16 protein-coding genes are annotated in these 23,620 nt (G+C 73.6%); 4 read left to right on the top strand and 12 right to left on the bottom strand.

Annotated features, from left to right (window positions below; genetic code table 11):
- Positions 1-235: 235 nt before the first annotated feature.
- Complete coding sequence (locus tag ASD48_RS35960; protein ID WP_057606049.1) at positions 236-2,791, top strand: ATP-dependent Clp protease ATP-binding subunit; 2,556 nt, start codon at positions 236-238, stop codon at positions 2,789-2,791.
- A gap of 124 nt (positions 2,792-2,915) precedes the next feature.
- Here the strand turns inward: ASD48_RS35960 and ggt are convergent, their stop codons facing one another.
- The gene (ggt, locus tag ASD48_RS35955) at positions 2,916-4,727 is read right to left on the bottom strand and encodes a gamma-glutamyltransferase (protein ID WP_057606048.1); all 1,812 of its coding nucleotides are present in this window, start codon (positions 4,725-4,727) and stop codon (positions 2,916-2,918) included.
- A gap of 143 nt (positions 4,728-4,870) precedes the next feature.
- Between ggt and ASD48_RS35950 the strand changes: the two genes are divergently transcribed.
- Positions 4,871-5,617, top strand: coding sequence for a hypothetical protein (locus tag ASD48_RS35950; RefSeq protein WP_020125506.1), 747 nt, complete (start codon positions 4,871-4,873; stop codon positions 5,615-5,617).
- An 80-nt stretch (positions 5,618-5,697) separates the two neighbouring features.
- Positions 5,698-7,269 (top strand): CocE/NonD family hydrolase, encoded by a 1,572-nt coding sequence (locus tag ASD48_RS35945; RefSeq protein WP_057606047.1) that lies wholly within the window; start codon positions 5,698-5,700, stop codon positions 7,267-7,269.
- Between the two features lie 48 nt (positions 7,270-7,317).
- On the opposite strand, the gene ASD48_RS35940 is transcribed toward ASD48_RS35945, so the two are convergent.
- The 11 genes from ASD48_RS35940 to ASD48_RS35890 all read right to left on the bottom strand — a co-directional run bounded on the left by ASD48_RS35940 (position 7,318) and on the right by ASD48_RS35890 (position 22,344).
- Positions 7,318-8,061, bottom strand: a complete 744-nt coding sequence (locus tag ASD48_RS35940; protein WP_057606046.1) for an amino acid ABC transporter ATP-binding protein — start codon at positions 8,059-8,061, stop codon at positions 7,318-7,320.
- Between the two features lie 116 nt (positions 8,062-8,177).
- The gene (locus ASD48_RS35935; protein ID WP_057606045.1) at positions 8,178-8,597 is read right to left on the bottom strand and encodes a DUF6278 family protein; all 420 of its coding nucleotides are present in this window, start codon (positions 8,595-8,597) and stop codon (positions 8,178-8,180) included.
- 115 nt (positions 8,598-8,712) lie between these two features.
- Complete coding sequence (locus ASD48_RS35930; RefSeq protein ID WP_057606044.1) at positions 8,713-9,492, bottom strand: exodeoxyribonuclease III; 780 nt, start codon at positions 9,490-9,492, stop codon at positions 8,713-8,715.
- Between the two features lie 39 nt (positions 9,493-9,531).
- Positions 9,532-10,167 (bottom strand): MBL fold metallo-hydrolase, encoded by a 636-nt coding sequence (locus ASD48_RS35925; RefSeq protein WP_057606131.1) that lies wholly within the window; start codon positions 10,165-10,167, stop codon positions 9,532-9,534.
- A 43-nt stretch (positions 10,168-10,210) separates the two neighbouring features.
- A complete protein-coding gene (gene pcaC, locus ASD48_RS35920; RefSeq protein WP_057606130.1) occupies positions 10,211-11,521 on the bottom strand; it encodes a 4-carboxymuconolactone decarboxylase in 1,311 nt (436 codons plus the stop codon).
- A 222-nt stretch (positions 11,522-11,743) separates the two neighbouring features.
- Positions 11,744-13,006: a sulfite oxidase gene (locus ASD48_RS35915; protein WP_057606043.1), complete on the bottom strand. Its 1,263-nt coding sequence runs from the start codon at positions 13,004-13,006 to the stop codon at positions 11,744-11,746.
- Between the two features lie 334 nt (positions 13,007-13,340).
- Positions 13,341-15,548, bottom strand: coding sequence for an SWIM zinc finger family protein (locus tag ASD48_RS35910; protein ID WP_057606129.1), 2,208 nt, complete (start codon positions 15,546-15,548; stop codon positions 13,341-13,343).
- Positions 15,549-16,198: 650 nt separating this feature from the next.
- A complete protein-coding gene (locus ASD48_RS35905) occupies positions 16,199-19,033 on the bottom strand; it encodes a DEAD/DEAH box helicase (protein WP_057606128.1) in 2,835 nt (944 codons plus the stop codon).
- A gap of 146 nt (positions 19,034-19,179) precedes the next feature.
- A complete protein-coding gene (locus ASD48_RS35900; protein ID WP_057606042.1) occupies positions 19,180-19,773 on the bottom strand; it encodes a hypothetical protein in 594 nt (197 codons plus the stop codon).
- A 72-nt stretch (positions 19,774-19,845) separates the two neighbouring features.
- Positions 19,846-20,994, bottom strand: a complete 1,149-nt coding sequence (locus ASD48_RS35895) for an ROK family glucokinase (protein WP_057606127.1) — start codon at positions 20,992-20,994, stop codon at positions 19,846-19,848.
- 612 nt (positions 20,995-21,606) lie between these two features.
- The gene (locus ASD48_RS35890; protein ID WP_199876132.1) at positions 21,607-22,344 is read right to left on the bottom strand and encodes a GntR family transcriptional regulator; all 738 of its coding nucleotides are present in this window, start codon (positions 22,342-22,344) and stop codon (positions 21,607-21,609) included.
- 129 nt (positions 22,345-22,473) lie between these two features.
- Here ASD48_RS35890 and ASD48_RS35885 point away from each other — a divergent pair, with 129 nt between their 5' ends.
- Positions 22,474-23,490 carry a Gfo/Idh/MocA family oxidoreductase gene (locus tag ASD48_RS35885; RefSeq protein ID WP_057606041.1) on the top strand — a complete coding sequence of 339 codons (1,017 nt, stop codon included), beginning with the start codon at positions 22,474-22,476 and terminating at the stop codon, positions 23,488-23,490.
- Positions 23,491-23,620: the final 130 nt, after the last annotated feature.

The following is a 23,620-nucleotide window of genomic DNA, read 5'->3' as shown; positions in this document are numbered from 1 at the left end:
GATCCCGTCGATCCGCGGCCCCGCCCCGCGGGCGCCACCGCACACCGGCGAGTGGAGGCCGTGGCGATCCACCGCCTCGCCCGCGGGCGCCGCCGACCGCGCGCGGCCCGCGGACGGCGTGCGGCGGGTGGTCCCAGGACATGCCGCGCACTGCGGATCGTGCCATCGTGGTGTAGCCCGGGACGGACAGGGCACCCGTCCGCACCGGCAGCGCAAGTCGATCGAACGGAACGCCATGACCAGCGGCTTCTCCAGCCCGGAGGGGTACGGCGACCCCTTCGGCGAGTTCCTGGCCCGCTTCTTCGGCGGGCCCCGCCCCGGCCCCCGGCAGATCAACATCGGCCAGCTTCTCAGCCGGCCCGCGAGGGAGCTCGTACGCGGTGCGGCCCAGTACGCGGCCGAGCACGGCAGCCACGACCTGGACACCGAGCATCTCCTGCGCGCGGCCCTCGGCGCGGAGCCGACCCGCACCCTGATCAGCCGGGCCGGCGCCGATCCCGAGTCCCTCGCGTCGGAGATCGACGAGCGCTCGGGCCCGGTCCAGCACCCGCCGGGCGAGGTGCCGCCGCCCACGTCGTTGTCGCTGACCCCGGCCGCCAAACGGGCCCTGTTGGACGCGCACGACCTGGCCCGCTCGCGCGGGGCCGGCTACATCGGCCCGGAGCATGTGCTGAGCGCCCTCGCGTCGAACCCGGACTCGGCGGCCGGGCACATCCTGAACGCGGCCCGCTTCGCCGCCGCCGGGCTGCCGAGCGAGTCCCCGGACACCGTGCAGACGCCCCGCCCCGGCGACCGGCAGCGGCCCACCGGCACACCCACGCTGGACAAGTACGGCACGGATCTCACCGAACTGGCCCGTCAGGGCCGGATCGACCCGGTGATCGGCCGCGACGACGAGATCGAGCAGACCATCGAGGTGCTCTCCCGGCGCGGCAAGAACAACCCGGTGCTGATCGGTGACGCAGGCGTCGGCAAGACCGCCATCGTGGAGGGACTGGCCCAGCGGATCGCGGACGGGGACGTGCCGGACGTCCTCGTCGCGCGGCGCGTGGTCGCCCTGGACCTGACGGCCGTGGTCGCGGGCACCCGCTACCGCGGCGACTTCGAGGAGCGGCTGACCACCATCGTCGACGAGATCCGCGCCCACTCCGACGAGCTGATCGTCTTCATCGACGAGCTGCACACCGTCGTCGGCGCGGGCGGCGGCGGCGAGGGCGGCGGGTCGATGGACGCCGGCAACATCCTCAAGCCGGCCCTGGCCCGGGGAGAGCTGCACATCGTGGGCGCGACGACGCTGGAGGAGTACCGGCGGATCGAGAAGGACGCGGCGCTCGCCCGCCGTTTCCAGCCGATCCTCGTCCCGGAGCCGTCCGTCGCGGACGCGCTGGAGATCCTGCGCGGGCTGCGCGACCGCTACGAGGCCCACCACCAGGTCCGTTACACCGACGAGGCGCTCGTCGCAGCCGTGGAGCTGTCCGACCGCTACCTCACCGACCGCCGGCTGCCCGACAAGGCGATCGATCTGATCGACCAGGCCGGCGCCCGGGTGCGGCTCGGTGCCCGCACCAAGGGCACGGACGTACGGGCGATGGAGCGCGAGGCCGAGGAACTGGCCCGCGACAAGGACCAGGCGGTCGCGGACGAGCAGTACGAGCAGGCCACCCGGCTGCGTGACCGCATCGTCGAGCTGAAGCAGCGCATCGAGGACGCGACGGGTGAGATCACCTCCGACGAGGGCCGGCACCTGGAGGTCACCGCGGAGGCGATCGCCGAGGTGGTGTCCCGCCAGACCGGCATCCCGGTCGCCAGCCTGACCCAGGAGGAGAAGGACCGCCTGCTCGCCCTGGAGGAACACCTGCACGAGCGGGTCGTCGGCCAGGAGGAGGCCGTACGGGTCGTCGCGGACGCCGTGCTGCGCTCGCGCGCCGGACTCGCCAGCCCGGACCGGCCGATCGGCAGCTTCCTGTTCCTCGGCCCGACCGGCGTCGGCAAGACCGAACTGGCCCGCGCCCTCGCCGAAGCGCTGTTCGGCAGCGAGGAGCGCATGGTCCGGCTCGACATGAGCGAGTACCAGGAGCGGCACACCGTGAGCCGTCTGGTCGGCGCTCCGCCCGGCTACGTCGGCCACGAGGAGGCCGGGCAGCTGACGGAGATCGTCCGCCGCCACCCGTACTCGCTGCTCCTGCTGGACGAGGTGGAGAAGGCGCACCCGGATGTCTTCAACATCCTGCTCCAGGTCCTCGACGACGGCCGGCTCACCGACTCCCAGGGGCGCACGGTCGACTTCACCAACACGGTCATCGTGATGACCAGCAATCTGGGTTCGGAGGCGATCACCCGGCGGGGCGCCGGTATCGGCTTCGGAGCGGGTGGCGCGGACGCCGACGAGGAGGCGCGGCGCGAACAGATCCTGCGGCCGCTGCGCGAGCACTTCCGGCCGGAGTTCCTCAACCGGATCGACGAGATCGTCGTGTTCCGGCAGCTCACGGGTGAGCAACTGCGGCGGATCACCGACCTGTTGCTGGAGCGGACGCGGCGGCTGGTGCAGGCGCGGGGCATCACGGCCGAGTTCACCGACGCGGCCGTCGACTGGCTCGCCGAGCGCGGCTACCAGCCCGAGTACGGCGCCCGCCCGCTGCGCCGCACGATCCAGCGCGAGGTCGACAACGAGCTGTCCCGGCTGCTCCTCGACGGCCGGGTCGAGGAGGGCGACCGGGTGACGGTGGAGGTCGAGGACGGGCGGCTCGCGTTCCGTACGCGCCCCGGCGGACCACCCGCCCCCGAGCTCTGACGCCCGACGCCACAGGCCGGGCGCCCGACGCCCGAGCTCTGACGCCCGAGGCCGGACGCCCGGTACGGGGTCGGGCGCCCGGTACGGGGTCGGGCGCCCGGTCCGTCCGCTCCGGGCCCGGGCCCTAGGGCGCCGGGCGCACCACCTGTGCCGAGCCGCCGCCGCGTCGTACGGTTTCGGCGGCGGCCAGCCACCTGCCGTCGGGCAGCCGCTGCACGGCGGTCGCCGCGCCGATCTCCGGGTTGAGCTTGAAGGAGTGCCCGATGGCCTCCAGCCGGGCCCGCAGTCCGTCGGGACTGGTGTCGTTGTAGAGCGCGGGCTCCAACTCCGTCTGGGCGGCGTTGCGTTGGCTGGCCCGGGGGGCGGCGATCGCGTCGACGAGCGGCAGTCCGCGGTCGACGAACTCGGTCAGGGTCTGCAGCACGGTGGTGATGATGGTCGCGCCGCCGGGCGAACCCAGCGCCACCACGGGCTCGTCGTGCCGGTCGAGCACGATCGTCGGCGAGATCGACGAGCGCGGCCGCTTGCCCGGACCGGGCAGGTTCGGGTCGTGGACGGCCGGGTTGGCGGGGGCGAAGGAGAAGTCCGTCAGCTCGTTGTTGAGGAGGAACCCGCGGCCGGGCACGGTGATGCCGCTGCCGCCCGTCTGCTCGATGGTGAGCGTGTAGGAGACCACGTTGCCCCACTTGTCGGCGACGGTGAGGTGCGTGGTGTTCTCGCCCTCGTACGTCGTCGGCGCCGCCGTGCCGCCCGTGCCGCAGGCGGCCGGGTGGCGCGGGTCGCCGGGTGCCACCGGACTGTTGAGGACCGCGTCGTCCTTGATGAGGCAGGCGCGTGAGTCGGCGTACTTCTGCGACAGCAGCTGCTTCGTGGGGACGTCCTCGAAGGCGGGGTCGCCGACCCAGCGCCCGCGGTCGGCGAACGAGATCCGGCTGGCTTCGAGGTAGTGGTGCAGGTACTGGACCTCGCTCGCCTTCGAGAGGTCGGTCTTCTCCAGGATGTTGAGAGCCTCGCCGACCGTCGTGCCGCCCGAGGACGAGGGGGCGATGGAGTAGACGCCCAGACCGCGGTACGAGGTCTTCGTGGGCGCCTGGAGCTTGGCCCGGTAGGCCGCCAGGTCCTTGGCGGACAGCTCGCCCGGCCGGGCGTTCCAGCCCGAACCAGGGTCGACGGGGGGCTTGTTGACCGTGGAGACGATGTCCTCGCCGAGGTCGCCGCGGTAGATCGCGCCGACGCCCTTGCGGGCCAGCTCCTCGTAGGTGCGGGCGAGGTCGGGGTTCTTGAACGTCGATCCCACGACGGGGAGTTGGCCACCGGGAAGGAACAGCTTCGCCGTGTCGGGGAAGTAGCGGAAGCGGGTCTCGTTGGCGGCGGTCTGGCTGCGGAAGGTGTCGTCGACGGTGAAGCCGTCGCGGGCGAGGCGCTGGGCGGGCCTCAGGACCGTGCCGAGCTTCTCGCTGCCCCACTCCCTCAGCGCGGTCGCCCAGGTGGCGGGGGTCCCGGGCGTGCCGACGCCCAGGCCGCTGCTGACGGCGTCCGCGAAGGCGAGCGGCTTGCCGTTCTCCAGGAAGAGACCGGAGTCCGCGGTCAGCGGCGCGGTCTCCCGGCCGTCGATGGTGTGCACCGCACGGGACTCGGCGTCGTAGTAGACGAAGTAGCCGCCTCCGCCGATACCGGAGGAGTAGGGCTCGGTGACGCCGAGGGCGGCGGCGGTGGCGACGGCCGCGTCGACGGCGTTGCCCCCCTTGCGCAGTACCTCGATGCCGGCCGCGGAGGCGTCCGCGTCGACGCTGGAGACGGCACCGCCGTAGCCGACGGCGACCGGGACCTTCGCAACAGTGGTTCTCTCAGCGGCGGGTGGCGCCGCGGCCCCCACCGTGACCACGGCGGCCGAGACCGCCAGGACCGACAGTTTCCGCGCGACAGGGCGACGCATCCGTACCTCCAGTCCAGGACCGTCCGCGCAGCGTAACCACATTCCCGGGGCCCCGACAGCCTCCTTCCGGGCACTGTCATACGACTGCCACACCTCGAACACGGGTACGCCCGGGCCGTGCTCGCCCGCTACCATGCGCGCCCATGAACGACGACGTGCGCAACATCGTCCTGGGCGTGGTCGCGGCCGGCATCAGTGCCGCGCTCGGCTGGCTGACCCGCACCTACCTGTGGAAGCGCAGACTCCGGCGCAAGCAGGCCTTCTTCGGGCTGCCCGAGAACTCGGAGTGCCTGCTGGTCGTCAACCGCGACGCGGGCAGCCCCGACCTCGCGGTGCACCGCCACGACGTGTTCGCGCTCCTGGAACTCGCCGCGCTCATCAAGGACTGCGGCGCGGGCGCCGAGGTGGTCACCCAGGACGCGGCCCGGCAGGGTTTCGGAGAGCGGACGGAGTTCTGTGTCGGCGGTCCGGGATCGAACCGGCGGATGGCGGCCCACATCCAGGCCATGCTGCCCGGGGTGCGCATCAACACCGACCGGGAACCGGGCCCGGACCGGCTGGCGTTCCAGATAGGCAGCGAGCACCACCGCATGGAGCCGGGTGTCACCGAGTACGTCCTGCTGGCCCGGCTCACCGCCGGCCGGCGGCGCGAGGCACGGCCGGTGTTCCTGTTCTGCGGCCAGCGCGCGATCAACAACCAGGCCGCCACCCGTTACCTGGTCCGCAACCACGAACGGCTGGCCCGCAAACACGGGTACGACTCCTTCGTCCTGCTCCTGAAGGTCATCAACTCCCAGGTGTACGGCCCCGACGTGGTCGAACTGGTCGCGGACGTGACCCGGGCGGCACAGGCCCCCCTGCCGGACACGACAATTGTTACTGCGACGTAACTTACCGACGGTTACCTCGGGCGGGGCGCAGCGGTTACCGTCGGGTCACTTTGCGATGGCGCAGGCAAGAGGAGTGACCCGTGGGACGACCGCACCGCATGGCCCTTCGCACGACCGCCGTGGGCGCCGTCTCCGCGACCCTGGTCGCCGGCGGGGTACTGGGCCTGGCACCCGCCGCGCAGGCCACCGCCGGCGGGGTCCGCTACGTCGACATCACCGGGGACGGCGGTACGGTCCTCAAGGCCAACGTGGTCACCCCCGCCGGTGCCGACGGCACCCGCCGCCACCCGCTGATCGTGCTGCCGACGAGCTGGGGCTTCCCGCAGGTCGAGTACCTCGCCCAGGCGCGGCGGCTCGCCGACTCCGGTTATGTCGTGCTCAGTTACAACGTGCGCGGCTTCTGGCAGTCCGGCGGCGAGATCGACGTGGCCGGGCCGCACGATGTCGCCGACGCCGCCAAGGTCGTCGACTGGGCACTCGCGAACACCCCGAGCGACCCGGGACACGTCGGCATGGCGGGCGTCTCGTACGGCGCCGGGATCAGCCTGCTGGCCGCCGCCCACGACCCGCGCGTCAAGGCCGTCGCCTCGCTCAGCGGCTGGGGCGACCTCATCGACTCGATCTACTCCGGCCGCACCCAGCACGTCCAGGCCGCCGCCGTACTCGACACCGCGGGCACGGTCACCGGCCGCCACAGCGCCGAGTCCCGGGCGGTCTTCTCGGCCTTCTACTCCTCCGACCTGTCGAAGGAGAAGGACATCGTCGCCTGGGGGCAGAAACGTTCCCCCGCGACCTACCTGGACCAGCTCAACAAGAACGGCGCGGCGATCATGCTCGCCGGCGCCTGGGGCGACACGATCTTCCCGCCCAACCAGTCCGCGGCCTTCTACGAGGGGCTGACCGGCCCGAAACGGCTGGAGCTGCGTCCCGGCGATCACGCGACGGCCGAGCTCCCCGGTCTTTTCGGGGTGCCCAACGACGTGTGGACCGACACCGAACGCTGGTTCGACCACTACCTCAAGGGCGAGGACAACGGCGTCGACCGCGAGCAGCCCGTCCGCCTCAAGTCCCGTTCCACAAGCGGTTACGAGGGCTATCCGGACTGGAAGTCGGTGACCGCGACCCGGAACAAGATCGCCCTCGCGGGCTCCACCACGATCCACACCAACGTGGACTCGGGCGCGGACGGCGGCATCGTCTTCCTGTCCAGCATCCTCGACCAGGTGGCGAAGCTGCCCCCGGTGGCCGCGATCCCCCTGCTCCCCCGCCGCTGGGCCGCCGTGTGGCAGTCCGGGAAGTACGCCACCGCCCAGCAGGTGCGCGGCACCGCGACGGTGCACACCACCGTCACCCCGACCGAGGAGAGCGGCACCCTCGTCGCCTACCTCTACGACGTGGGGCCGCTCGGCCTCGGCAGACTGGTCGCCAACGCGCCGTACACCTTCCACGGACGCACGCCCGGCAGGCCGTTCGGTGTGGACCTGGACCTGGTCTCCACTGCCTACGACGTCCCGGCGGGGCACCGGCTCGCCCTGGTCGTCGACACGGTCGACCCGCTCTACATCGAGCACAACCCGTCCGGCGCGCGGCTGACCTTCTCCTCGCCGGCGAACGACCCGTCGTACGTGTCGGTTCCGCTGCGCGGGCAGTGATCTCCGGCCGCCGCCGGGGCGGGTGGGCTCTGCGGCTGACGCCGTCGCTCAGTGCTTGAGGATCTTGGACAGGAAGTCCTTGGCGCGGTCGCTGCGCGGGGCGGTGAAGAACTCCTCGGGGGTGCGGTCCTCCACGATGCGGCCGTCGGCCATGAAGATCACACGGTTGGCGGCCGAGCGGGCGAAGCCCATCTCGTGGGTGACCACGACCATGGTCATGCCCTCCCGGGCGAGCTGCTGCATGACCTCCAGGACCTCGTTGATCATCTCGGGGTCGAGGGCGGAGGTGGGCTCGTCGAACAGGAGCGCCTTGGGGTCCATGGCGAGGGCGCGGGCGATGGCCACGCGCTGCTGCTGGCCTCCGGAGAGCTGGGCGGGGAACTTGTCGGCCTGGTCGGCGAGGCCCACCCGGTCGAGCAGTTCCCGGGAGCGCCGGTCGGCCTCGTCCTTCCCCCGCTTGCGTACCTTCACCTGGCCCAGCGAGATGTTCTGCAGGACCGTCTTGTGGGCGAACAGGTTGAAGGACTGGAAGACCATGCCGACCTCGGAACGCAGACCCGCCAGGGCCTTGCCCTCCTCGGGCAGCGGCTTTCCGTCGAGCATGATCGAACCGGACTGGATCGGCTCCAGCCGGTTGATGGCGCGGCACAGTGTCGACTTCCCCGACCCCGAAGGGCCGATCACCACGACCACCTCCCCCCTGCCGACGGTGAGGTTGACGTCCTGGAGGACATGCAGCTCCCCGAAGTACTTGTTGACGTCACGCAGCTCGATCAACGGATCGACGGCCATGCGCAGTCCTACTCACTTTCAGCTGTGTCGTGGTCGCCGCAAACTATCCACCCAAGACCGGAGTTGAGGCACGACACGCACTTCTCCGCCATTAGCCGTATTTACGCGCCCGCACGTCAGTTCTCGGCCACCTCGGCGTACAGCTGGGACAGTTCGGGGGTCCCGGTCGCGGCCCACTCGCGCCCCGCGGCGACCACGTCGACCTCCCGGCCGGACGCGAGCCGGACGACGGGCTCCCCGCCGGGCCAGATCATCCAGACGGCTCCGGGCACCGTGCGCACGACGACCGTGCCCAGGTAGAGCCCGGCGTCGTGACCGAACCAGGGCAGGGTCTCCTCGTCCTCGCGCCAGCGCGGCGGAAGCTGGTCCAGTGCCTCCAACGAGGCGGCCGTGTCGTCGAGCCCGATCCCCTCCCGGGCCGCCTGGGAACGCAACAGCTCGCATTCGGAGAGGAGTTCTGCGATCCCCTCGGGGTCCTCGGCGAGCACCGCCACACGGTACTTCTTGCTCCTGTTGCCCAGGAAAGGGATGTTCATAAGCCCAGCGTGACATTCACACCAGCGTGCGCACCACAGGCGCGCTGGCACACGGCGAGGGCCGAGGTCCGGTCCGGTCGGGCACCGCGCGGGGACGGGCGGGCACCGGCTCCCGCTACACCTCGAGGTCGACCACGACCGGAGCGTGGTCCGAGGCGCCCTTGCCCTTGCGCTCCTCACGGTCGACGTAGGAGTCCTTGACGGCCTTGGCGAACGGCTCGTTTCCGTACACCAGATCGATGCGCATGCCGCGGTTCTTGGGGAAGCAGAGCTGACGGTAGTCCCAGTACGTGAAGGGGTGGTCGTACTTCAGCGGGCGCGGCACGACGTCCGACAGGCCGGCCTCGCGCAGCGACGCCAGGGCGGCGCGCTCGGCCGGGGTGACATGGGTGAGGCCCTCGAAGGCGGCCACGTCGTACACGTCGTCGTCGGTCGGCGCCACGTTGTAGTCGCCCATCACCGCGAAGGGGCGGCCGCCCGCCGCGTCGCCCGCGACGGCGGCCTTGAGGGCCTCGAACCACTGGAGCTTGTAGGCGTAGTGCGGGTGGTCGACCTCACGGCCGTTCGGCACGTACACCGACCAGACGCGGACCGGGCCGCAGGTCGCCGCGATGGCGCGGGGCTCCGGCGCCCCGTCGTAGCCGGGGTCGCCGGGCAGACCCTTGACCACGTCCGCCAGGCCGACGCGGGAGATCACCGCCACGCCGTTCCACCGGCCCGTGGCGTGCACCGCCGCCTCGTAGCCCAGTTCGCGCAGCTGGTCGAGCGGGAACTGCGCCTCGGCGACCTTGGCCTCCTGGAGGCACAGCACGTCGGTGCCGCTGCTCTCCAGCCAGGCCAGCAGCCTCGGCAGGCGGGCGGTGATCGAGTTCACGTTCCAGGTCGCGATACGCATGCCTCACAACCTACCCGGCGGGTCCGACAACGCCGTCCCTCAGACCTCCGCGGAGGCCCCGGGCGCCAGCCGGCCGTGCTCGGCACCGCCCAGGTTGCCCAGGTGCGTGTCGTAGATCGGGCGGGCGAGGTCGGTGAGGAGGGCGTCGTGGATGTCGTAGACGCGCTGCGGCCGGACCTCGCGGACGTACTCGATGACCTCGGAGATCTTGTTCCAGGGGGCCTGGACCGGAGCCAGCAGGGTCTCCACCGGGCGCCCGGGGACGGTGAGCGCGTCTCCGGGGTGGAAGACGCGGCCCTCGTCGACGAGGAAGCCGACGTTGGTGACGCGCGGGAGGTCGGGGTGGATGACGGCGTGCAGCTCGCCGTGGACCTGGACGTCGAAACCCGCGACGGTGAACGTGTCACCGTGGCCGACCGTGTGCACCCGGCCGGGGAACGCGGCCGAGAGCTTCTCCGCGACGGACCTCAGGGTCCAGATCCCGACGGCCGGGTCCGCCTCCAGGGCCGCCCGCAGCCGCTTCTCGTCGAAGTGGTCCGGGTGCTCGTGGGTGACCAGGATCGCGTCCGCCCCGACCGCGGCGTCCGCCTCGCTGAATCCGCCCGGGTCGAGGACGAGCGTGCGCCCGTCCTTCTCCAGGCGCACACACGCGTGCGACTTCTTGGTGAGTCTCAGAGCCGTCATGGGATCCATCCTGCCCCCGCGCCCGGCGCGGGGCTCACTCGACGGGGGTGGTCTCCTCCCGGATGACCTGCTGCGCCACCTTGAACGCGCTGTTCGCCGCGGGTACGCCGCAGTAGACGGCCGCCTGGAGCAGCACCTCCTTGATCTCGTCCGGGGTGAGGCCGTTGCGCAGCGCGGCCCGGACGTGGAAGGCGAGCTCCTCCAGATGGCCGCCCGCGACCAGCGCGGTGAGCGTCACGCAGGAGCGGGAGCGCCGGTCGAGGCCGGGCCGGTCCCAGATCTCGCCCCAGGCATAGCGGGTGATGAACTCCTGGAACTCCCCGGAGAAGTCGTCGGCCTGCGACAGCGCCCGGTCGACATGGGCGTCCCCGAGGACCTCCCGGCGCACCTTCAGACCGGCGTCGTACGGATCGGGGCGCCCCATGGTCTGCACGGGTTCGAGGACCGGGGCGGGCGCGATCTCCGCGATGGCCACCGGCTGCGGAGGCTGCTGGGGCACGGTCGGGACCGCTCTGACGGGGATGCCCGGCACGGCCGTCTGCCCGGTGCCGGTGTCGTAGGCGGGCTGCCAGGCGGTGGAGAAGTGGCGTACCAGCAGGTCGGTGACGGCCGCGGGCTGCTCCACCGGGACCAGGTGCGAGGCGCCCGGTACGACGGCCAGCCGGGCGTCCGGGATGCCGGCCACCAGGGTGCGCGCCTCGGCGGGGCCGGTGACCTGGTCGTCCGAGCCGACGAGGACCAGGGTCGGCACACCCACGAGACCGATCTCGGCGCGCACGTCGAAGGCGGCGAGCGCCTCGCAGGCCGCTATGTAGCAGCCGGGGTCGGTGGTGCGCACCATCTGCACGGCCCACTCGGTGATCGCGGGCTGCGCGGCCGCGAAGCCGCTGGTGAACCAGCGGTCCGGCGAGCTCCGGGCGATGGGGTCGAGGCCGTTCGTGCGGACTATGACGCCGCGCTGCCGGAACTCGTCGGCCGTCCCGAACCGCGGCGAGGCGGCGATCAGCGCGAGCGAGGCGACCCGCTCCGGGTGGCGCAGCGCCAGCTCCACGCCGACCGCGCCGCCGAACGCGCAGCCCGCGTAGCCGAAGCGCTGCACGCCGAGCGCGTCGAGGGTGGCGAGCAGCCGCCCGGCCAGGTCGGAGACCGAACCGACCGGGTAGGCCGGGGCGCCGCCGTGGCCGGGCAGGTCGTAGCGGAAGATCCGCCACTGCTGGGCCAGCTCGGGGACCTGACGGTCCCACATGTGCCATGTCGTACCCAGGGACGGGCCCAGGATCAGGACAGGGGCGTCCTCCGGCCCGTCGAAGCGGTATTGCAGGGTGTTGGTCGTACTCTCGCTCACCCGGTTCACGCTCCCACATCTCACAATTTCTCACGCGCTTGGGTCGGAACCCCGTGCAAGCCGTCCCAGGTTGTGGCAGCCCCGCGAAGATCCTCTGCACCGGGCTTCACCCACCCGCGCCGGCGGTCCGCGAGACCCGATGCGCGTGCATCGTACAGACGGAGCCCGCGCGACCCGTCCCGAACCCTGGGCCGACGCCTGTCCGCCGTACGCGCGTTCCCCTCACACCGCCCGGACGGGGTGCCGGACCACGGCGTCGAACAGATAGCCCTGGGTGTTCGGGACGGTCGTGTCGGGCTGGGTGCGGCCGGTGCTGTCGGTGGCCCGGGCCAGCAGGGTGTACCCGCCCGGGGCCGACGGGCGCCAGTCGGTGGACCAGCGGACCCAGCCCGCGCGGCGCGGGGCGTCGTGCAGCCGGGCGCGCCGCCAGCGGGTCCCCCCGTCGGTGCTGACGTCGACGCGGACGACCGCGCCGGCGCCGGACCAGGAGCGGCCGGTCAGACGGTGCACGGCACCCGCCCCGAGGGCCGCGTCCCAGGGCAGTTCCCAGGCGCTCTTGACGGTCTGCCGGGTCAGCGGGGCGCTGCCGCCGTCCGGGTGGGCGCTGCCGAACAGCCGGTAGAAGTCGGTGTTCCAGGGCGAGTAGAGAGGCTGCGCGGACACCTCGATGTCACCGACCCACTTGATCGACGCGATGCCGATCCAGTTCGGCACCAGGACGCGTACGGGGAAGCCGTGGTCGTACGGCAGCGGTTCGCCGTTCATCTCGTAGGCGAGGAGGACGTCGTCGAGCGCCTTGGACACCGGCAGCGGACGACGGACCCGGCCGAGGTCGGTGCCGTCGGCGGTGACGTAGTCGGAGTCGAGGCCGCGGGGCAGGACGTCTACGGCGTCGCGCGCGAGCCCCGCCCGCCGCAGGACGTCGGCGAGGCGGACCCCGCGCCAGCGCGCGGTGCCGATCGCGCCCAGCGTCCAGGCCGTGCCGCTGACGGTCTGGCCCTGCTGGGTGGTGAAGAAGCTGCGGCCGTTGCCCGCGCACTCCACGAACGCCGTGCGGGTGACCGCGGGGAACTTCTTCAGGTCGGCGAGGGTGAACTCGGCGGGGGCGGCGCGGGTGAGGCCGTCGCCGTGGACCGTGAGGGCCCAGTCGGCGGCGTCGAGCACGGGGGTGGAGGTGTGGTTGCGGACGAAGAAGTGGTCGACGGGGGTGTGGTAGCCGGTCCCCGCGAGGGCGGCGAACTTCGTCTCGGCATTCGTGCCCCGGACGGTGAACCGGTCGTCGGGGAGCGCCTTGACGATGCCGGGTGACGTCGCCGCGGCGGCCGGCGCGGCGAACGCCGGGGCCGCTGCGGTGGCGAGTCCGGCGGCGGCCACGAGGCGGAGCAGATCGCGCCGGGAGACGCCGTCGGCGCGGGCCTCGCCGGCCAGCCACTGGTGCAGTCTGCGGCGGTCGTAGGCGGATTCGGGCGTGGGAGAGGTGGGCATGGACCGGCCTTTCCGGAGGCGGGGTGCCTGGACCGGGACGCGATCAGGGCGTCAGAAGGCGCGGCGCGTCCACGGCAGGAGGGCGGGGAGGGGTGAGGTGAGGATCAACAACAGCCGCGCGAGAGCAGCGCGCGGTACCGCGGGGCGGGGCGGTGGTCGTCGACAGTCACGGGCGCCATCGTACGAGGCGGGCCGAGAAGTGGGGAGCGGTTCGGGCGAGTTGGCCGGCGGCCGGGCACGGACACCGGCCGGGCGCCCTGCGCTCCGGTCGGGTCCGGTCGGGTCGGGTGCCCTGCGCTCGTCGGATGCCCTGCGCTCCGGTCGGGTCGGCGCCTCAGAGCTCGTCCGAGCCGCCCAGACCGGTCAGCGCGCCCACCGGGTCCGGGTCGGGCGTGCCCCGTGGCCACCAGTCCTCCTGGCCCGGTTCGGACTCGTAGGCGTACCACAACCCGTCGCGGCCGAAGCGGAGCTGGACGTGACCGCGGGGGTGGGTGAGATGGTTGCGGCGCGGGCGGAAGGCCGGGAGGTCGGCGGCGAGGAGGAGCGGCCGGGCCCGGTCGAAGCGGCCGGCCGGCGGGTCCCAGGTCTCCTCCAGGACGGTGAGCCCCTCCGGGCCGCCCTGGCGCCAGGCGGCCACCGCGCGGGCCAGTTCGACAGGTGTGCGGCCGACGGCGGCGGCGAGCGCGGCGTAGAGGGCGCGGGTGGTGACGGTGAGCCCGGAACCGGGGCGGGACGCGGCGAGCCGTACGGCGTCCCGCCACAGGGTGAGTTCGCCGATCTCGTCCTCGCCGGTGACCAGCAGGGCGTGGGCACGGGCTGCCGCGTCGGTCGCGAGGTGGTCCAGGGCGAAGGAGTCCGGGCCGTTCGGCGCGGACGGGTAGGCCGGGGGCTGCTCGGGGTGCGGGGGCACGGGGAGCGGCGTGGGCAGCGGCGGGAGCCGCCGCTCCGCGAGGGCTTCGGCGGCCCGTACGCCCGGCAGGGGTTCCGGTTCCTGCTCCTGGGCGGTGCGGGCCGCGCGGGTGGCGTTGCGGCGGGACAGCGCGTCGAGCACCTCGCGTTCGCCCCGGCCGCGCAGCAGGAGCAGCACGAACGGGTCGGCGTCGAGCAGCCGCGCGGTCTGGTAGCAGAGGGCGGCGGCGTGCTTGCAGGGGTGACCGCGGTCGGGGCAGCTGCACTGCGGTTCGAGGTCGCCGGGGCCGGGAAGCAGGGGCACCCCGCACTCGGCGAGGGACTCGGGCATCTCCTTGTCGAGCAGCGCGGCGATGTGCCCGGGGCGTTCCACGGCGGCCTCCAGGAAGCGCTCCCAGTCCTCGGCGCCGAGGGTGCGCAGCCGTACCTGTACGCGGTAGGGGCGGGGGCGGCTGCCCTGCACGTACGCCAGCACGAGCCCCGGGGTGACGGTGATCGCGTCCACGTTTCCCTGCTCGGCGTAACCGCGCCCGCGGGCCAGGCGCTTGGCGTCGAGGGCGCCCTCCTCCAGCGCGGTGACCCAGGCGTTGCCCCACCAGGTCCCCGCGAAGTCGCCGCCGGTGCGCGGCGGGAAGGCCGGGAAGGTCCGGCGGTGGTCGCCGTCCCGCGCGGGGGCGGCCATGGAGCGGGGGGTGCGGGGCGGTTCCGGCGGCAGGGAGGCTGCGCCCGCGAGGGAAGTCGCGGAGGCCTGGGCCTCGGGTGACCTTCCGTGGGACGTCGTCGCGTGCCCGGCGTCGGCCCCGGCCCCGGCCCCGGACGCGGTCGTCGGCTCGGCCCAGGGGTCGGTGGTCGGACCGCCCCCGGGCTCGGCCCTGTCGTCGGCCGTCGGATCAACCCCGGGCTCGTTGCCGGGCTCGGTCGTCGGCTCGCCCCCGGGCTCGGCCCTGTGGTCGGCCGTCGGATCAACCCCGGGCTCGGCCCTGTGGTCGGCCTCGGGCTCGACCTCGGCCGAGTCCTCCGACGGCATGCGGAAGGCACCGGCGAGCAACTCCCGTACCGCACGTGCTCGTTCGACGGCCACCTGGTCAGGTGCGCCGGGGTGCCGCCGGGCCTCGGTGGGGCGAGCGTCGGGGTGGCGGCGGGCGTCGCCGCGCGTGGTCCCGCGGCCTGCCCGGGTCCGGGTCTCGGCCTCGTTCCGACGTGCCTCCGCGCGGGCGGCGCGCAGGGCCTCCCGCGCGATGTCCCCGGGGCGGGGGCCGGTACCGGCCAGAGGCGCGCGTGGCTCGGCGACCTCCGACGAGGCACCGTCCGACGAGGGTTCCGCAGGCGAGGCTTCCGCCCATGGGGCCTCCGCAGGTGGGACCTCCGCAGGCAAGGTGAGGGGCACCGCGGGGTCGGCGTCAGCGGTCGGAGCGGCTTGACCGGCGGGCGAGTCCGCCCCGGTCACGGCGTCGGCCCCGGACTCGGTGCCTGGCACAGACTCGATGCCGGCCGCGGTCTCGATGCCCACCCCGGGCGCAGCTTCCGCCACGGGCCCGGGTTCCGCCACGGACGGAGGTTCCGCCGCGGACGTGGGCTCCACAGCGCGCCGCAAGGCCGCGCGGGCCGCGTCACCGGCAGACGCAGCTTCCACCACGGACGCAGGCTCCACCGCCGAAGCGGGCCCCGCGGTGCGCCGCAGGGCCGCGCGGGCCGCGTCACCGGCAGACGCGGGCTCGACCGCGGGCGCGGACTCCGGCGCGGACGGAGGTTCCGCCGCGGACGCGGGCTCCACGACGGACGTCGGCTCCACCATGCGCCACAAGGCCGCGCGGGCCGCGTCGCCGACGGACACAGGCTCCACCGCCGACGCGGGCTCCGCCGCGGACGTCGGCTCCCCAGCGCGCCGCAAGGCAGCGCGAGCCGCGTCACCGGCAGACGCGGGCTCGACCGCGGGCGCGGACGCAGGCTCGACCGCGGACGTGGGCTCCACCACCGGCGCGGGCCCCGCTGCGCGCCGCAAGGCCGCGCGAGCCGCGTCGGCGGGTCTGGGGGCGGGATCGCCGGGCCGCGCCGTGGGGTCGTGCGACGGCTCGTGCGACGGTGTTCGCGTCGGCGCGTGCGGTGGTGCTTGCGGCGGTCGGCGCGGTGTGTGCGGCGGCTCCTGTTCCTGCGCACGCTCCCGGGCCGCCCGCAGCGCTCGGCGAGCCTCGTCGGCCGGGCCGGCGCCCTTCTCCTGTTGCTCTGCGGCCGGGACGGCAGCGGCGGTGCCGGCGGTGGTCTCGGCCTTGTCCGTCTCCCCCATCACGCCTCCCTCCGCAGCCTGACCAGGTCGGTCAGTTCGCGGTCCGTGAGCTCGGTGAGGGCCGACTCGCCCGATCCGAGGATCGCGTCGGCCAGGGCGCGCTTCGCCTGGAGCATCTCGGCGATGCGGTCCTCGACCGTGCCCTCGGTGATGAGCCGGTGCACCTGGACCGGCTGGGTCTGCCCGATGCGGTAGGCGCGGTCGGTGGCCTGTTCCTCCACCGCGGGGTTCCACCAGCGGTCGAAGTGGACGACATGACCCGCGCGGGTGAGGTTGAGGCCGGTGCCGGCGGCCTTCAGGGAGAGGACGAGAACCGGGGTCGCGCCGTCCTGGAAGCGATCCACCATGCGCTCCCGCTCGGGGACCGGGGTGCCGCCGTGCAGCAGCTCGACCGGGACCGCGCGGGCGGTGAGGTGCGCGGTGATCAGACGGGCCATGCCGACGTACTGCGTGAAGACGATGGCCGAGCCGTCCTCGGCGAGCAGGGTGTCCAGCAGTTCGTCCAGCAGGGCGAGTTTGCCGGAGCGGGCGGCGAGGGCGTCGCCGACGGAGGCGGTCTCCTCCTTGAGGTACAGGGCCGGGTGGTCGCAGATCTGCTTGAGCGCGCCCAGCAGCTTCAGCACCAGGCCGCGCCGGGCGATGCCGTCCGCCGTCTCGATGGCCAGCAGCGACTCCCGCACCACCGCCTCGTACAGCGCGGCCTGCTCGCGGGTGAGCGGGACCGGGTGGTCGGTCTCGGTCTTGGGCGGCAGCTCGGGCACGATGCCGGGGTCGGACTTCTTGCGCCGCAGGAGGAACGGACGGACCAGCCGGGCCAGGCGCTCCACCGCCTGGTCGTCCTCGCCGTTCTCGACCGCGCGCGCGTGCCGGGCGCGGAAGGACTTCAGGGGGCCGAGGAGTCCGGGTGTCGTCCAGTCGAGGAGGGCCCACAGCTCGGAGAGGTTGTTCTCCACCGGGGTGCCGGTCAGGGCCACGCGCGCGGAGGTCGGGATCGTGCGCAGCGCCTTCGCCGTCGCCGAGTAGGGGTTCTTCACGTGCTGGGCCTCGTCGGCGACGACCATGCCCCAGGGCTGCCCGGCGAGGGCGGGCGCCGCCGAGCGCATCGTGCCGTACGTGGTGAGGACGAAGCCGCCGCCCAGGTCCGCGAGGCTGCGGTCGGGGCCGTGGAAGCGGCGGACCGGGACGCCGGGCGCGAAGCGGTTGATCTCGCGCTGCCAGTTGCCCAGCAGGGAGGCCGGGCAGACCACCAGGGTCGGTTCGCTGCGGGCCCGCTTCAGGTGCAGGGCGATGACGGTGATCGTCTTGCCGAGGCCCATGTCGTCGGCGAGGCAGCCGCCGAGGCCGAGGGAGGTCATGAGGTCCAGCCAGGCCAGTCCGCGCAGCTGGTAGTCGCGCAGGGTGGCGTGCAGACCGGCGGGCGGATCGGCGGGGTGCACGCCGGTGGTGAGGCGGTCGCGCAGGGCGGCCAGGGCGCCGACGGGGACCGCCTCGACGCTCTCGCCGTCGACCTCCGCGGTACCGCTCAGGGCGACGGACAGGGCGTCGACCGGGTCCAGCAGGCCCAGTTCCCGCTTGCGGGCCTTGCGCACGAGCGCCGGGTCGACCAGGACCCACTGGTCACGGAGCCGGACGACCGGGCGGTGGGCCTCCGCCAGGGTGTCCATCTCGGCCTCGCTGAGCGGGTCGCCGCCGAGCGCCAGCTGCCAGCGGAACTGGAGCAGTTCCTCGCTCTCGAAGAAGCCGGTGCCGTCGGTCGCCGAGCCGGGTGCGGTCCTGACCACCGCGGCCGCGCTGAGGTCCTGCGCCAGGTCCCTCGGCCAGTGCACGGCGACCCCGGCCGTCGCGAGCCGGGTGGCCGCCACCCCGAGCAGATCGCTCAGCTCGTCCTCGGAAAGGGCCAGGACGTCCGGCGCGTCCTGTTCGGCGAGCCGGGCGAGCGGCGGCCAGACGCGGGCCGCGCGCCGTACGGCGAGGGCGGCGTCCACCCGGGCGCGTGCGCCGAAGGCGGCGTCGGCCTCGCCCGCCCACAGGGACGCCGCGTCGGTCATCAGGGTGGGGTCGGCGAGGCTGTGCACCTGGACGATCGCGGCGCCCGCCCGGCGCGCCCGCTCGCCGTCGTCGAGCCGGTCGAACATGTCGTAGGCGGACAGGTCGAGGCGGAGCGAGATCCGCACGCCCGCGTCCATGCCGGCGGCGACCTCCGCGGCCCAGTCGCGCGCGCCGGGCAGCCGCTGGGGCCGACGGTCGGCGAAGGGCTTCCCGCACGCGTGCGGCGCGGCCGGGGTGCGGGGCAGGGTGTCCGCCACGGCGTCCAGGAAGGACCGCATCAGGGCATCGGGCCGGGGCAGCAGGAGCGGCCCGGAGCCGGGGAGCGGCACCGCGTGGCCCTCGGGCGGGAGCGCGGCGGCGACCGCGCGCAGATGGGCGACGTCCTCCGGGTCCAGCGGGCCCGCCCGCCAGGCGTCGTGTCCCGCGGGCGTCAGGCCGGGCAGCAGACGGCCGCGGGCGGTGAGCCGCAGCGCGTGCAGCGCGGCCGCGCCCCAGCAGGCGGTCGCCGGGTGGGCGGCGGGGTCGCGGCGGGCCCGCACGAGCAGCGGGAGCGCCTTGTCGAGCGGCAGGGTCAGGGCGGGGGCCTGCCCGCGGCGGATGGCGGAGCCGCGTCGCCGGACGACGGTGAGCTCCGTTTGCTCCGCGTGCGCCGCGGTGGGCAGCGGGCCGTCCGCCGGGTCCCAGAAGGCGACGCGGCCCTCGCGCGGGAGGGGAGCGGGCAGGAAGACGGCGGCGAGCCGCACGGAGACGCAGCCGGGCTCCGCCGCGGCCGTGCCGTCGGCCATGACGCTCATGCCGTGTGTCCACCTCCCGCCCGCATGTCGGATCAGTCGTCTTCGACTCTACGGGCGGGGTCTGACAATCGGTTCCGGCGGCCGGCCGGGTCACGGCGTTGCGGCCCGGTCACGGCCCTCCGGCGGGGCGGGACCGGTCAGGGGACCGTGCGGGAGACCACGTAGACGAAGGGGTAGACCGCGTTGCCGGTGTTCACGACCACGTCCAGCGTCGGCATGGGCTTCTTCTGCTCGTGGACGATGCCGAAGTCGTCCCCGGGGCGTGCGCCGGGGCCCGTGAACTTCCAGCCCGTGACCTCCTGGTCGCGGGCGCTGATGGTGATCTCGCCCTTCTTCAGGTCGGCCCTGGTGACGCCGATGCCGGCGAGGAACTCGTCGAGTCCGGCCTGTGTGGTCTGGAACTGCGCGTACAGACGGCTGCTCTTCCAGTTGTTCGTCTCGTAGTAGGCGACCTGGTTCGACGGGTGCGGGATCGGCACCTGGTACAGACGGCGCTGGACCTTCGACGGCCAGCCCTCGGTCAGGCCGGTCGCCGAGTACTTCGCCTCTTTGTCCTTGCCGCTGTCGCGGCTCTGGTTGGCGGAGATCACCAGATAGCCGGCCGGGACACCGATGAGCAGCACGATGATCAGCAGGGTGAGCGCCCTGCGGCGGATCACGTGCCGCCGGTCCTCCGGCGGGCGGTCCGGCCCGTCGGAGGGCGCGGCCTGGCGGGGCAGCGATGCTGTCATGCGGTGTCCCGGGGCGTGCGGGGCGGTGCGGCGGTCATGCGGTGTCCTGGGTGGTGCGGGGCGGTGCGGCGGTCACGCCGTGTCCTGGGTGCGGCGGGCCGCCTCGGTGAACCGCTCGAAGCGCTCGTAGCGCTCCACGCGGCGGCGCTTGGCGCGCCGGAAGCGGCGGGCGACCAGGCGGGCCAGGTCGGCAGCGCCGACCATACCGGCCTCGGGGCCCAGCTGGGCGCGGACGATACGGGCCTCGGGGCGGTAGCCGCGGCCGGTGAGCTGGCGCTTGAACGCGTCCCGCGCGGGGCTGATCAGCAGGTCGTCGGCGGCCGAGACACCGCCGCCGATCACGAAGCAGGACGGGTCGAGGGCGGCGGCCAGGTTGGCGATGCCGACGCCGAGCCACTGGCCGATGTCCTGGAGCAGCTCGATGCACATGGCGTCGCCCTCGCGGGCCAGCTCGGTGATCATCGGGCCGGTGATGTCGCCGATGTTGCCCTTGACGTGCTCGATGATCCCGTACGCCACCGGCGAGTCGGCGGCGGCCAGCTCGCGGGCCTCCCTGACCAGCGCGTTGCCCGAGCTGTACTGCTCCCAGCAGCCGCGGTTGCCGCAGGGGCAGCGGTGGCCGCCGGGCACGACCTGCATATGGCCGAACTCGCCGGCGACGCCGTACTTGCCGCGCTTGACCTGGCCGTCCTCCAGGATCGCGCCGCCGATGCCGGTACCGAGCGTGATCATGACGAGGTGGTCCTCGCCTCGGCCCGCGCCGAAGCGCCACTCCGCCCAGGCGGCGGTGTTGGCGTCGTTGTCCACCAGGACGGGAACCGCGAGACGGCCGGAGAGGCGGTCGCGCAGCGGCTCGTTGCGCCACGACAGGTGGGGGGCGAACAGGACGCGGTTGCGGTCGGCGTCCACCCACCCCGCCGCGCCGACGCCGACCGCGTGCACGTCGTGGCGGTCGGACAGGTCCAGGACCAGCTCGACGATCGTGTCCTCGACGACCTTCGGGCTCTTGGACTTGTCCGGAGTCTCCGCGCGGACCTTCTCCAGGATGTTGCCGTCGGCGTCGACCACCCCCGCCATCACCTTGGTGCCACCGATGTCGATGCCGACCGTCGGCACGCGGGGCGCGGTGAGGTGCGACCGGCGCTCCCTCGTGCCCACGGTGCGGAGTGCGGGCGCGCGGCGGGAGCCGATGGGGGCGGTGAAGTTGCCGTAGGTGCTCATCGCCGCCGATTCTGCCTCACCCTCCCGCCGGGTGCCGAGCCGGGCGGCGGCCGGGGCGGGGCGTCTCCGCGCCGCCCGGGCGCGTCCTGGCCGGTCACGGCCGGTACCGCCGCGCGTGGGCGCGGCCCCGGGCTCCCGTGGAGCCTGTCGTGGGGAAGATGCCGCGGACGGGGGGTCCGGCAGGCGCCTGCGCCGCCCCGGTGATCTCACCGGCGTGGACTCCGGGGAGACGCCTTCGAGGGGACGGACCTCGCCGTACCGCCTGCCGACGTCGGACAGCTCGACGGATGCCGTGCGCGGGTGCCGTGCGCGTCGCGGTCTTCTTCGCTTCGTGCGCCGCCGTCGCTTCGAGGCCTTGCCGAAGGGGAGCGCGCCGACCGCCGGGCCGAGCGCGCCGCCGTGTCCACCGGTGATCGGACCGCCGCCGATGACGACCGCGATGACGTAGATCAGCTCGTCGCCGACGCCTTCGCCGGACCGGACGAGGTCGTACGAGATCGAACACGGGTCAGGCACATACGGGCCGGGGACCGCCCATCACTTACCTTATCCGGATATCCGGTCACATTGTCTGGACAATGCGACCAGGGCGGGCCGATCGCACCGCCGGTCTCAGGGGCGGACGAGCAGCTGGAACTCGAAGGAGTAGCGGGTCGGCCGGTAGATGTGGTCGCCGAACTCCACCGCACGGCCGGTGTCGTCGAAGGTCGTGCGCTGCATCGTCAGCAGGGGGGCGCCCTCCTCCTCGGCGAGCCGCTCGGCCTCGGCGGTGGTGGCGGCGCGGGCGCCGATGGACTGGCGGGCGCTGTGCAGGGTGATCCCGGCGGCCCGCATCAGCCGGTACAGACCGGTGGCCTGGAGCTGCCCGGTGTCCAGGTCGAGCAGGCCGGAGGGCAGATGGTTGCAGAGGTACGCCATCGGCTCCCCGTGCGCCAGGCGCAGCCGCTCCACGCGGTGCACGTCGCTGCCCTCTGCCACCGCGAGCGCGGCCGCGACCTCGGCGGACGCCGGGACCATGGTGTTGACCAGCACCGTCGTCGCCGGACGCTGCCCGGCGGCCTCCAGGTCGTCGTAGAGGCTGCTGAGCTCCAGCGGGCGCTTGACCTGGCTGTGCACGACCTGCGTCCCGACGCCCCGGCGCCGGACCAGCAGGCCCTTGTCGACGAGCGACTGGATCGCCTGGCGGACGGTCGGCCGGGAGAGGCCGAGCCGGGCGGCGAGCTCGATCTCGTTGCCCAGCAGGCTGCCGGGGGTCAGCGATCCGTGCTCGATCGCGGCCTCCAGCTGCTGGGCGAGCTGGAAGTACAAAGGCACCGGAGAACTTCGGTCCACACGTAGTTCTAGCTGCACGGTCGGGTCCACTTCTGGTTTCGGCACGGCCCGAGCGTAGCTCCGCGACCGGTTGACGGGAAGTTGTGTAGTTCGGTTGTCCGGACATACGCATTGACAGCGCCCTGCCTGCGACGTCACTTTGGTTTCATGCGCATCGGGGTCATCGGGACGGGCCGCATAGGCACCATTCATGCGAACACACTCAGCCGTCACCGCGAGGTCGGATCCCTGATCCTGACGGACGCGGACCACGCGCGGGCCCAGGAGCTCGCGCACCGGCTGGGCGAGACGGCCGCCCCCGGGGTGGACGAGATCTTCCGCTGGGGCGTGGACGCCGTGGTGATCACGACGGCCACGTCGGCCCACGCCGAACTGATCGGTCGGGCAGCACGCTCCGGGCTCCCGGTCTTCTGCGAGAAGCCGATCGCCCTGGATCTGGCGGGCACGTTACAGGCGATCGCCGAGGTCGAGAGCGCCGGAACGATCCTTCACATGGGGTTCCAGCGCCGCTTCGACGCGGGGTACACAGGGGCCCGCGAGGCGGTCCTCTCGGGACGGCTCGGGCGGCTGCACACCGTGCGGGCGCTGACGTCCGACCAGTCGGCGCCGCCGGCCGCCTGGCTGCCGGTGTCCGGCGGGATCTACCGGGACGCGCTCCTGCACGACTTCGACTGTCTGCGCTGGGTGACCGGCCGCGAGGTGACGGAGGTGTACGCCGCCGGCTCCGACGCCGGACCCGCGATGTTCCGCGAGGCGGGGGACGTGGACACGGCGGCCGCGGTCCTCACCCTCGACGACGGCACCCTCGCCACGGCGACGGCGACGCGGTTGAACGGGGCGGGCTACGACGTCCGCATGGAACTGGCCGGAGAGCTCGACCAGATCGTCGTGGGCCTGGACGACCGCACCCCGATCGCGTCCACCGAACCCACCGGTCCACCGGCCGCGGACAAACCGTGGACCGGCTTCCTGGAGCGGTTCGAGCCCGCCTACGCGGCGGAGCTGAACGCCTTCGTGGACGTGGTGCGGGGCGAGCGCGCCAATCCCTGCGGCGGCCGTGAGGCCCTCGAGGCCCTCCGGATAGCCGAGGCCTGCGAGGTGTCCCGGCGGGACCGCAGGGCGGTGTGGCTCTCGGAGATCCCGGCGACCTCCGGAACGGGCTGAGCGGCGTCGGCCCCTCGGGGGCGTCCCGTCCGGGCGAACGCGCGGCAGCCTGCCGGCCGCGGGACCGGCAGGCAGGTCAACGAGCGGGACGCCCGCCCGGTGCCCGCCGCGCCGCCTTCTTCACGGCCCG

Origin of the sequence: Streptomyces sp. Root1310 (assembly GCF_001426425.1) — a bacterium.
Classification (GTDB): domain Bacteria; phylum Actinomycetota; class Actinomycetes; order Streptomycetales; family Streptomycetaceae; genus Streptomyces.
This window is presented reverse-complemented; position numbering and strand designations above follow the sequence as displayed.